The organism is Aminobacter sp. Y103A, from assembly GCF_030294925.1.
Classification (GTDB): domain Bacteria; phylum Pseudomonadota; class Alphaproteobacteria; order Rhizobiales; family Rhizobiaceae; genus Aminobacter; species Aminobacter ciceronei.
The window spans coordinates 1,363,644-1,375,666 of the sequence record NZ_AP017986.1; the positions used below are offsets into that span (position 1 = coordinate 1,363,644).

Sequence of the window (12,023 nt, forward strand, 5' to 3'; positions counted from 1 at the left end):
AGCGGCAGTGGCCTGGATCGCAGGTGTGTCTGATTCTCGCGATGGCCGGCATCGAGCATGCTGCTCTAGGGTTTTGGGTACTGCCCGACAACCTGACGACCCGACAGCACGCCTGCATCACCCGAAAGTTTTTCCAAATCCGCGATGTGGTGCACTAGACGTTATGACCGTGGTCTGAGGAGCGGCCCGCCCTCAGACTTTGCAGCTGTTAAGCAAACGGGGGTTGCTTCGGCACTGTAAAGTTATCAGCGGATTGATGCAGCGATAGCTGGCCGGGACGGCTGTCACGCTGCGGCGAGACACGCGATTTTGTTCCAGATTTGCATGGCGGCGTTACGCAGGTCTCGATGTTGAGCCGATGACAGCGTATTGCGGGGAAAGTGGAACAGGTTGGCAATCGGATCATGGATGGAAACGAACCGCTGAAGCTGGCGTGCCGACTTGAAGCGTTTCATGGTCCTGTCGCGTCGTCGGGTCGGCTGGTGCGAATTTTCCGCTCGATTATTGAGGCCTTTGTGCGACCGGTGTTCGACACCGGGCATGAGGTCGCGCCTGGCGGCATCATAGGACCGGAGCTTGTCGGTGATCATGACTCGTGGTGTCCGCCCTTGAGCCTTCAGCAACTTGCGCATCAGACACTTTGCCGCCTTGGCATTTCGGCGGCTTTGCACCAGCACTTCGAGGACCAAGCCGTCCTGATCGACGGCACGCCAGAGCCACTGCTTCTTGCCATTGATGGCCACCACACATTCGTCGAGATGCCATTTGTCGCCCAGGCAGCCGGCTGACCGTCGCTTGATCTCCCGGGCGAAATGCCGCCCGAATTTCTCCGCCCATCTTCGAATGGTCTGATGCGTGACCATGATGCCGCGGGCCGCCAACATGTCCTCAACCATGCGCAGGCTGAGCGGAAAGCGAAAGTAGAGCCATACCGCGTGCGCAATGATCTCGGCGGGAAAGCGGTGGCAACGATAAAGCGGATCACGAGCAACTTCTGACATGGCCCATGTTCGCACATCTTCATCAGCCGTGGTTAACTTTACGGTGCCATACTACGCCATGCTGCAAGAACCAGCCATAGCCGCGTGACTCAAACCAAATGGCCTTCGCCAAACCCGGGACGGTTCTGAAACTCTCCGTCAGCTAATCGTCAGCCAAGCGATCTATCTAGACCTGCCGTGCCTAACCGGCCCGACGCTAACGGAAAGATAGTAGTGCAAATCCTAGTATAGCGAATTGGTGGCCCGTCCGATGCACACTACACGCGCATTGGCGAAGCTGACGAGGCGTGATTTCACTCATCAAAGCCTTCATACGCTAGGGCTCAGCGACATCAGCCCCAACAGCATAGGCAACACATCCTCGCCTATATCGGAGACGGAATATGACGGGCGTGAACCGATCTGGGAGATCGCGGACTGAAAAGAGAGTCGGCAGGACGGGGGAGGCGAGCAGTTCGCGCTCGCAATCAAGTCTTGCGCCTGGGGCAGGCAGCCAGTCGTTCGATACCGTCGTGGAGCAGATGCGCTCTGTGGAGATAAATAGAAGGACGCCCGCCGTGCCAATGGAGCGCGGTGCCGATGACGCCCTGCACGACAGGCCGTCCGGCCCCTCCGTTGGTATACACGGAACCCTGGACGCTGCGCGGCATGCCGCCGCCGCGCCACGTGCAGCCGGTCCGCGGCGGCGCAGTGTTCCGTCAATGTTGGAGGGTGAAACCCTGGCCCCGGTCGCCAGCCAGCCGCCAACTTCGGGTGTGGCAGCGCCCATTTGCTTGTCAGGCGACGAAATCAAGGAAAAGCGACGAATGGACAGTCTGCTTACGCTAGTGGGCATGCGCTTTAACGCGGCCAGGCAAGACCCGGGCGATGAAAAGCTGCTCGATCAGGTCATCAATGCAGGCTCAGCAGCTCTGCACCACTACAAGAGCCTATCCCCGGCTTTGGCGCGGACCATTGTGGACGACAACCAGTTGATTACCTGCCGCTACCTCGTGTGGGATGCGGTGCAAGAATATAGCCGCCTTGCCGAACCGACTATCCACAAATTGCAAAAAAAAAAAGCTGAGGAAGAAGCGATCGGGCTGACTCAATCCACGGCTACCCCGGAGAGTGTGGTGGAGGCGCATGCGGCCTGCGTGAAATGGTGGGAAAAGAAGGTAGGGCACTGCGAACGGGGGCGAGCCGCCTGGCGCGCCACTACCAGCTTGCCAAGTGCAACAGCCAAGATGCGGCAGGAAGAAGAGGCCACGCTGCGGCTGGCAACCGGCTCGGTAATGCATAGCAAGCTCGTGTATCTGCAATCTCGGATCGATCTCGCGCGGGCGAAGATTGAGCCGCAGGCGAGCACGTTCGACGCACCCGTCAGGGAAATCCTCCTGGTTGAGAATGGGCGAGTGCGTCTGCTGGAAGCCTTCAGCGGGGACGTTTTACCGGCATTCCTTTCGACACAGAACGCTGTTCTGAGCAGCGGTGGGCACCCACTCGACGCAGATCACTGCGCCGTTTTGGAAGGAGTCATCGAGCGGCTTTCGGAGTTTGCGTCCGAGTTGCAAGTCATCCGGACCAACCTAAACGATCACCAAACAAGTGCCGACCTCCCATTGGAACTGTTGAGCCAGATCGTGGAAGGCGCGTGGATCGTCGGGCACGAGGTCATGCACTTGCTGGAACTGCAGCCGAAGCCGCCAGCCGTTGCACTGCCGCCCGACGCTGGCGCTGCGATACCAGCCGAAACTGCCGGCAAGTCTCGAGTGGCCAAAGGCACTCTGGCACTGCAGCCGAAGGCGCCAGCGCTCATTGCCTCGCCGGCCGACGCTGGCGCTACGATACAGATCGACACTGTCGGCAAGTCTCCAGTGGCCAAAGGCACTCTGGCACTGCAGCCGAACTGGCCAGCGAACATAGCACCACCAGCCGATATGGGCGCTGGAATACCGGCCGACACTGCCGGCAAGGCTGCGGTGGCAGGCGCCGCAGCGCGTAGGAAGCGGAAAGGCAAGGGCAAGCCGGCCGTTGGCGCCGGGAGTTCAGCCCCCGGGCGGGCGTCGCAAGTCGCTGCCGTCGACAGCGACACGGCGCCAGCAGACAAGGTTCTAGTGCTCTCGGATATGGGTACGAAGCTTGTGAGCGCGGAGGAGGCGCGTGCGAGTGCGTCGGCGGGCGCACAGTCGGCAAAGCAGGCGCCGCCGTCCATGGAAGCACTGACGCAAGAGCGCCAGGTGAAACCCGAGGACGCCCGCTACGTCGCGGAAACCGTGGTCGAGCGCCTGCAGACGCAGCCCGCCGAGATGCGGGCCTGTCCGGCCGCGTTGGATGAGCCTCGTCGACCAGGCCTGCTTGCGCCTGCACAGGTGCCCGAAGTGCAAGACAAAACAGTCCGGCTCAAAGGAATGTTGAACCAGGCGCAGGAACTGGCCAAAGCTCTGAACTCGCAATCAAGTCATGCCCCTGGGCAATCCAGCCAATCGTCCGATGCCGGCGTGGAGCGGACGCACTCTGGGCCCCAAGATAGAATGTCCTATGCTCGCGTCGTGCGAGGGGCCGACGAAGCCCTTGGCGACAAATCTGCCGATTACTCCATAGCTCCCCGCGGAGCCCTTGCAGGTTCGCGAGGCGCAACCAGTGGGCCGCGGCATGGTTCTCCCCAAGGTCGGCACGGCGAAGCGATGGGTAGGCAAGAAAGCTCTTTGCGTTTAGAGAGGTCCTGGCTCGGCGATCAAGAACCGAGTAGGTCGCAACCGGACACGCTCGCACGCCATGACCAAAGCCAGTCCAGGCCGGTTGCAGGACCGGAACGGCGGCGTTTCGACCATGTAGCTGCACAGAGCTTCGACGATGCACTACTTAATGACGCTTTGCACAAAATTTTCTTCGCACACGACATCAATGAATTCTCATACGCTGTGGTGGAGAACGACAAGAGGCTGCAGAGTCAGGCGCATCGGGCAACATTCCTACGAAAGGCCGCTTCCGAGTTCACCCGTCACTTTGTTCCAAGATGGGAGGACGATGTCCGCGCCGGCAATACCTGGGGGTTCGCCACCTCATGCAACGCGACGAGCCGGGAGCCTGGAGGTCAGGCAGGCATGGAAGCTTGCAGGGCCATGGCAGCTCAGGTGTCGAGGCTCGGCAGGGCGCTGAACGATGTCGAAAGCAAAACGCTTTCGCTGTTCGTATTGTCGTTCAGTCGACATCCCCGATTGGCGGAATGTCGCAATGGAATGATCACAATCGCCAAGCTGTTTCATGAGCAACCCGGAGCGCTGTCGGAGCTCAACGGTCAAAGTCTCGCTCTGCTGGTCAACGGATTCAGCAAGTGGCCGGAACAGGAGAACGCTCGTAAGGCCACGGTAGCAGTTGCCGCCGAGATTCGCCGCCGCCCTGCCGGGCTCTCTGATTTTGATCCGCAGAACCTGGGTAACGTTGTGAACGGGTTGAGCAAGTGGCCGCTAGAGGAGGAGTGTTGCGGCGTTATCGATGCAATCGCCGGGAAGGTCTGTGGCCGCGCCGGTGAAAAAGCCGGCCTGTCTGGGTTTAATTCGCAGGCATTCGCAAACCTGGTGAACGGGTTCAGCAAGGCGCGGGAACCGGGGAACTCACATCAGGCGACCATTGTCATAGCCGATGCGGTCTGTCGCCTCGCCGATGAAATTGTCATAGCCGATTCGATCGGTCGCCTCGCCGATGAAAAAGCCGGCCGGACTGGGTGGTATCCGCAGGCGTTGGCGAATTTGGTGAACGGCTTCAGCAAGTGGCCTTTGGACTGCCGCGGCGCTATAGTTGCGATCGCGCGTCAGGTCGCTGGCGGGGCCGGCAAGCTGCCTGTGTTTGATGCGCAGGCATTGGCGAACCTGGTGAACGGGTTCAGCAAGTGGCCAGAGGACTGCCGCGGCGCTACAATTGCAATCGCCGCTGAAGTCTGTCGCCTCGCGGACCTCCCAAAGGCCGGGCTTTCTGGTTTCGATCCGCAGCACCTGGCGAACCTGGTGAACGGCTTCAGCAAATTGCAAGCGGCGGAGTGCTCACGCGCCACCGTTGCAATCGCCGGTGAAGTCTGTCACCGCGCCGGCCGCCGCAAGGGGCTTTCTGATTTTGATGTGCAGCACCTGGCGAACCTGGTGAAGGGCTTCAGCAAGTGGCCGCAAGAGGTGAATTTGGGTTACGCCACCAATGTGGTCGCCGGCGAGGTGCTTCGCTGCGCCGAGCCACTCTCTGAATTTCTTCCGCTGCACCTGGCGAGCCTAGTGAACGGCTTCAGCAAGTGGCCGCGATGGGAAAACTCACATCAAGCCACAGTTGCGATCGCCGGTGAGGTCCGTCACCGCGCCGACCAGCTGTCTGGGTTCGAACCGCAGGAGCTGGCAAACCTGGTGAACGGTTTCAGCAAATGGCCCGAGGACTGCCGTGGCGCCATCGTTGCGATCGCCCGGGCGGTGCCTCGCCGCGCCGGCCGGCTGTCGGGATTTAATGGGCAGGATCTGGCGAACCTGGTGAACGGTTTCAGCAAGTGGCCTTTGGACTGCCGCGAGGCCATGGTTGCGATCGCCCGGGCGGTGCCTCGCCGCGCCGGCCGGCTGTCGGGATTCAATGGGCAGGATCTGGCGAACCTGGTAAACGGCTTCAGTAAATGGCCGCAAGAGGAGAACTCACGTCAGGCCACCGTTGCGATCGCTGGTGAGGTGCTTCGCAGCACAAACCCGCCCCCTGACTTTAGCTCGCAGTACCTCGCGAACCTGGTGAACGGCTTCAGCAAATGGCCGGAAGAGGAGGCCTTACGTCAAGCCGCCGCGGCGATTGCTGGTGAGGTGATTCGCAGCGCTAACCGGCTCCCTGATTTTACCTCGCAGCACCTGGCGAACCTGGTGAACGGCTTTAGCAAGTGGCCGCAGGAGGAGAAATCACGTCAGGCCACCGCGGCGATCGCCGGTGAGGTGCTTCGCGGTGCCGAGCGACTCTCCGGGGTTAATCCGCAGCAACTGGCAAATCTGCTCAACGGCTTCGACAGGTTTGCGGAAGAAGAGGCGTGCAGCCAGGCGATTTTGGAGATCGCGCGCAGACTCGGCCAGGCGGGTCAACCATTCCGTCATTTTGCCGCGCCCGGGCTCTCCAGTATCGCCAACAGTTTGGCGCGGGGGATCCTCAGGAGCGAGGACGCCGGAGAGATTGCAGAGGCCGCTCTGCTGAAAGATCGGCTGCACAAACTGGCTCATTATCTTCATTATGCCAGTGATCGTCTGGAGGAGGCCGACGCGGTGGGCGTCACGAGCATCTTGAAGGCGTTGGCCAAGGCTCAATTGTATGATGATCTCGGTTCGCTCGCAGGAGCAGGTTTAAATCGGCTCGCGGAATTGCATCGTGCCCCTGGCTTTGCCCATGAGAATAACCTCGAAACCATGGGCAATCTGTGCGCCGCTCTGCTGCCGCTGGCTCGCAGTCCGCGCAAGCAGCTGCTTTGGCACCGGCGGCCGGCTCTGAACTTGCTGAACGATATTCAACCGATCGTGGAGCACAAGATCGAAGCCCATCTCAGGGCAAGCGATGCCGAGCGGGCCCGCGGGCCGTACTCGACCCGTTGTCTGGCCCTGTCGATTTATCAAGTGCTCAAGGCCCGTGCGAGCCTGGCAGGGTTGCTGCGGCGGCCCTATGTCGAGGGCAACAAGCCCGATTTGCGTGCGAGGCGCGACGAGCTGCAGTCCAAGACCAAGGAAATCCTGGACAGCACGCGCGAGCTCGTCGAACGCGACCTTTCCAACATGAGCTGGAACCTGATCGCGCAGATCGAAGCGGAGGGTCCGACCGATGCGCTGGACACGTTCATGGCGCAGAACGCCGCGACGGTGCAGGCCCAAAATCGAGCGTCCGTCTTCGACGTCCATCAGACTTTGCGAGCCATGGACCACGAGCCCAGACCGCCCCAGGGCGAGGCGGGGCTGATGCGATTGCCGGTGGTCGACATGCAGGGCCGGCAACTGGCCACGGAGGCCGAGACACGCTATTCGATCTTTCATCGCCTGACCTCGGGGGCGGTGAAGATGGTCGCGGTGCAACTGCCCGGAAAGCCGAGCCCGTTCATGCTGGCGCGCACGTTGACCGTCGAGGGCGTGCCATACCGCATGGACCTGTTCGGCGGCAGCAAGTTAAAGCCGCCGCCGAAGACGCTTTCGCAGGTCGCCGCCCGCATTCCAGGTCGGGTGGAGGCAGCATCTTCCGGCGGAAAGCTGCTGGCCATTCCCTATGCCGAAACCGCACCGGGCACTGCGTTCGAGCAGCTATCGCGCTCTTGGGCGCCTTTCAAAGAGGCATATTACTACACTCAGCGCAGGGGGTTTGCAGCGCCACCGAATTTACAAGGTCTGGGGCCTCGCGACTACGCGTTGGAAGGCGCCTTCAAATTGTCGCTGCTGCCGGACCGCCCTGCCAACCAGGAACGTCCCTTCAAGCTGATTGGGCCGGAAGGCCCGATCGCCTTGCGACCGTATGACGGCTGCGGTTTCATCAAGGCCTCGCTGGCCACGCGTATGCCAGCTGTTCGCCGGACCGGTCGGCAGGAAGGACCTGATCGGGTTCCTGCTTTTGGTGAGGGAAGGAGATCGTCCTTGCCTGCCTCGGCGCTGCAACATTATCCGCGCAGCGAGCAAGTGGCCGATGAGGCGCACGAGAAGGCCAAGACCTGGCTCGAGAGCAGAGAGGGGAAAGAGCTGACGGCCGAGGAGCTGTTTCGAACGGTGACTGTCGGACATATCGACGGTCCTGGCGCAGTCGCGGTACCGTCCGCTGATAAGTGTCTCCATGTGCCGACGCTCAAGAGCGAGACGTTGACGGGCAAAAGCGGTGTGCTGATCGGGCGGTCGCCCTACGACAAGCCCAACCTGCGCCCATTTTCCGCCGACCTGGTCAAGTCAGCAGTTGATGGGGACCCGACGGCAGCGTTCCTCGACACCTGCGTTGCTATCCAATACAGCTTTAATGTCGCCCAGAAGTCGGGGGAGGAACTCGCGGCCGACGATCCGACTTTCTTTGCCAAAGGCATCCTGATCGTCGTGCCGGACGAGATGTGGCCGGCCGCCCACGCCGACCGAGGGCTGGTTTTGTCTGCCGAGGACGTCAAGTCCCATTCGCACTGGACGACAGGCAAGGACCGCGTCAAGGAGGACACGCCGCTCGACTGCCTCGGCATCCTGCAGGCCACCGAGGTGTTCGCTCCGGGCTCCTTGGTTGCCGTCCCGACCGGTGAACAGAAAAAGCTTGACGGCGACTTCGATGGCGACACCGTCATCATCATCGGCGACCGGCCGCAGCTTTATGAGCATGTGCGCGAGTTCGATGAAAAGGAGCAAGCTCTCGGACTTCCATCGCTGAAGCCGCCAAAGTCGCATACTCCGGCGCTTGACGGCGACAAGTACCAGTTTGGTCGCGCCAGCCAGATTCTCGCCGCCACCCAGGATGTCCTGGAAACCTATAGCGGTCTGCAGCGAAACTTCCTGGCTCAATCCCATGAAGCGCGAGGCTGGTTTGCCGAGCGTGCCATCTTTGGCACCTACGAAGGCGTTCACCACGAGCTTCGGCGAGACATCGGTCAGTTGTTGGGCCGCGAAGAGGAGGTGAGTGGCCAGGATATCGAGACCGTGTTTGCGAGAGCGCGGCGCGAGATCGAGGTCGCCCGGCATCCGGTTGCTCGCGAAATGGCCGCGCTGCTGGTCGCCGACCTTGAGGCGTGGGCACAGAAGCCGGAACGCCTGCCCGAAACAGTCGGGCCCGTGAACGATGCAAAAAGCACGACGCTGAGCGCAGCAGTCTCAGAGTTGTTGCCGGATCTGGCGGATGCCTATCCGGTAACAAATCAGCCACGAGACCGCATCCGGGCTTTGATCGACAACTATCCTGCGCGGATCGATCCTCGCCCGGACGGTTACAACCCGGATGACCTCGTGCAAAGCGCAAACAATCTCCTGAGCCTCGGCATCAAGGTCGGCACCGATGCCTACAAATCCAACACTGGCGCTCGGCTTTTTTCCAGGAAAAGCCAAGATCTTCAGCGGCTGCTGCATACGACGCCTGGCTTGAGGTCCGTGCCCTACGTCAAGGGCCTGGCAGCGTCTCTCAACCATGGAAGGTTTGATGTCGATGCAGCCTTGAAGGACCTGGAGGACAACCCCACGCTGACGGCTTCAGTCATGGAAACATCGATCAATCTCGCTGCGGAGCACGGCATTTTGCGCAGACCCTCCGGCCTTCGGCCCACCGCCGAAGCTGCCGAGATGATCCCGCTGACCCCCGAGGAGGCCTCAGAGCGCGCCCGAATTGAGGTTGCGCGCGCTACAAAAGAGGAGGGGAAAATCACCGCAGCGGCACTCAGCGTCGCCGCAAGCCTCAGGAAAATGGAGATCCAGGTGAAAATGCCTCATCTGGAGCGCCGGTTGAGATCGGAACGCTCCATAAGAGAGCAGCTCACCGGCACGAGCATCTCGTCCGGCAGCACTCCACAGCTGATCAGCAGCGCCGTACGCCACGTCTTCGAAATTCCTGACAACGATTTTACACGTGCCTTCAAGGCAGCCATTCTGGCCTTCGAGGAGCAGCACTACACCGAAATCGAGGTGACCAACTGGTTCAAATTCGAGCGTCCGAGTTATCTCGGCATACACACTGTGCTCGCCACCACAGAAGGCTACCGTTTCCAGGTGGAATTCCATACGCCAGCCAGCTACAGCGCCAAAGTTGACAATCACGACGCCTATAAAGAGATGCAGGAGCTGAAGCGCCGTGATGCTTTGCAGAAGGCAGAGAAACTCGAGCAGAAGGTAAGAGAAGGCAATAAGGCAGTTGACAGACCCGATAACGTGCTCAGCATAGCACACTGGAGGGATGGTAAGGATAGTGCTGCTGCAGCACCTGGATTGCGAGCTGTCGGACGATCAACAGAGTCGGAGATCGCCAAGTCACCGGAGGCAAAGGAGACTGTCGCTGCCCTCGGCCATCGGCCGGTCGTGCTTGTCGGTATGCCGAGCGCCGGGAAAACCACGATTGGCGCGCCACTCGCCAAGCGACTGGGGCTGCGCTTCATCGATACCGACCAAGAAATTCAGAAGCAGACCGGGAAATCGACAACGCAGATATTCAATACAAATGGCGAGGGCTATTTTAGGAAGCTTGAGGCGGAGGCAATCGCGCGTGTGCTCGAGCAAGGGCCCGCGGTCATCGCGACCGGTGGCGGCTCGTTGAACGATGAGCAGACCCGGCGACTCATCGCCGACAAAGCGGTCTCGATCTGGATAAATACCGACCCGCGGGTGCTACGACGCCGCCTCAGGAACGATACCACCCGCCCGCTGCTGCGGGGCTCCGACCGGGATCAGACGGTTCCCCAACTCATGGACGAGCGCAAGCCGTTCTATGAACAAGCTAACGTCAGGTTTGTCCCACCCCGCAAAAACGATAAACAGAACGCGGGCCCATGTCTGAAGGCCCTGCACGCATACCTGTGCCCCACGGGGGCCGACGCTCAGTCGCTTTCTAATATATCCCACGGCACTGTAAAGTTATCAGCGGATTGATGCAGCGATAGCTGGCCGGGACGGCTGTCACGCTGCGGCGAGACACGCGATTTTGTTCCAGATTTGCATGGCGGCGTTACGCAGGTCTCGATGTTGAGCCGATGACAGCGTATTGCGGGGAAAGTGGAACAGGTTGGCAATCGGATCATGGATGGAAACGAACCGCTGAAGCTGGCGTGCCGACTTGAAGCGTTTCATGGTCCTTTCGCGTCGTCGGGTCGGCTGGTGCGAATTTTCCGCTCGATTATTGAGGCCTTTGTGCGACCGGTGTTCGACACCGGGCATGAGGTCGCGCCTGGCGGCATCATAGGACCGGAGCTTGTCGGTGATCATGACTCGTGGTGTCCGCCCTTGAGCCTTCAGCAACTTGCGCATCAGACGCTTTGCCGCCTTGGCATTTCGGCGGCTTTGCACCAGCACTTCGAGGACCAAGCCGTCCTGATCGACGGCACGCCAGAGCCACTGCTTCTTGCCATTGATGGTCACCACACATTCGTCGAGATGCCATTTGTCGCCCAGGCAGCCGGCTGACCGTCGCTTGATCTCCCGGGCGAAATGCCGCCCGAATTTCTCCGCCCAGCTTCGAATGGTCTGATGCGTGACCATGATGCCGCGGGCCGCCAACATGTCCATGCGCAGGCTGAGCGGAAAGCGAAAGTAGAGCCATACCGCGTGCGCAATGATCTCGGCGGGAAAGCGGTGGCGACGATAAAGCGGATCACGAGCAACTTCTGACATGGCCCATGTTCGCACATCTTCATCAGCCGTCGGTTAACTTTACGGTGCCGGCCGGACTATTCCGATGTCGTTCTGGCCGGCCCAGATTGACTGTGGCACTGTGGCCATACTGCTGCTCGACCTCCTCCCAAGTGAGGACCTTGGAAAGAATGGGAAGCATTTGGCAATTCAGCGCGCAGGCCTGGCAGCGCCAGCTTCTGCCAGGCGATCGCCCTCAGGCGTGGCGGCAGGTTGAACCCGAGCAGGCGGCAAAAGGGACGCCGAGGGCGCTCTGGCCATGGCTGCCGACATATAAGCGCTGGATCTCCACGTTGGTGTAATGTCGCAGCAAGACCTTGGTCATCGCCGCGACCTCCGAAGACGAACAGCGCTTGAGCTGCGAGAAAATGCAGGTCGAGCCCTTTTCGACATGCCAGTAGATCATCACGCGCGACCGCCATAGCGGACATGCCATTCCGTCATCAGGTTGCCGTCCCAAGCGCCGAACTTCTTGGGCCGTGCCGGCTTCGCCCTAGATGGCGGTGTTGCGGATCGCGTGTGTTGCATTGGCAACGAGCCCGCAAGCCGCCTCGAGCGCGCCCGGAGCAAGCACGTGACCCCTGAGCCAACCAGGAGCCCTCCTATGGCTCAATACGGTCAGGTCGCCTGCCATCATTCCACGACAGGACAACTAATAAAGAAGGTGTCGCCGGTCTGGCGTCTGACCACCGTATACTATCCGACACTGTTT

General features: G+C 60.6%; 3 protein-coding genes and 1 pseudogene. 1 reads left to right on the top strand and 3 read right to left on the bottom strand.

Going from position 1 to position 12,023, the window contains the following annotated elements:
* Positions 1 to 284: 284 nt before the first annotated feature.
* A complete protein-coding gene (locus tag Amn_RS06635; protein WP_286295242.1) occupies positions 285 to 1,001 on the bottom strand; it encodes an IS6 family transposase in 717 nt (238 codons plus the stop codon).
* A 383-nt stretch (positions 1,002 to 1,384) separates the two neighbouring features.
* On the opposite strand from Amn_RS06635, the gene xopAD reads away from it, so the two are divergent.
* On the top strand, positions 1,385 to 10,555 hold the full coding sequence (gene xopAD, locus Amn_RS06640) for a XopAD/skwp family type III secretion system effector (protein WP_286295244.1): 9,171 nt from the start codon (positions 1,385 to 1,387) through the stop codon (positions 10,553 to 10,555).
* Between the two features lie 27 nt (positions 10,556 to 10,582).
* Here xopAD and Amn_RS06645 read toward each other — a convergent pair whose 3' ends face one another.
* Both Amn_RS06645 and Amn_RS06650 read right to left on the bottom strand, forming a co-directional pair.
* Complete coding sequence (locus Amn_RS06645) at positions 10,583 to 11,293, bottom strand: IS6 family transposase (protein WP_286295245.1); 711 nt, start codon at positions 11,291 to 11,293, stop codon at positions 10,583 to 10,585.
* Positions 11,294 to 11,399: 106 nt separating this feature from the next.
* Positions 11,400 to 11,873, bottom strand: a pseudogene (locus Amn_RS06650) (Tn3 family transposase); the annotation flags it as partial.
* Positions 11,874 to 12,023 lie beyond the last annotated feature (150 nt).

Excerpts from the sequence above, each read along its gene's own strand:
- Amn_RS06635 (WP_286295242.1), bottom strand. The coding sequence starts at position 1,001 with ATGTCAGAAGTTGCTCGTGATCCGCTTTATCGTTGCCACCGCTTTCCC.
- xopAD (WP_286295244.1), top strand. The coding sequence starts at position 1,385 with ATGACGGGCGTGAACCGATCTGGGAGATCGCGGACTGAAAAGAGAGTC.
- Amn_RS06645 (WP_286295245.1), bottom strand. The coding sequence starts at position 11,293 with ATGTCAGAAGTTGCTCGTGATCCGCTTTATCGTCGCCACCGCTTTCCC.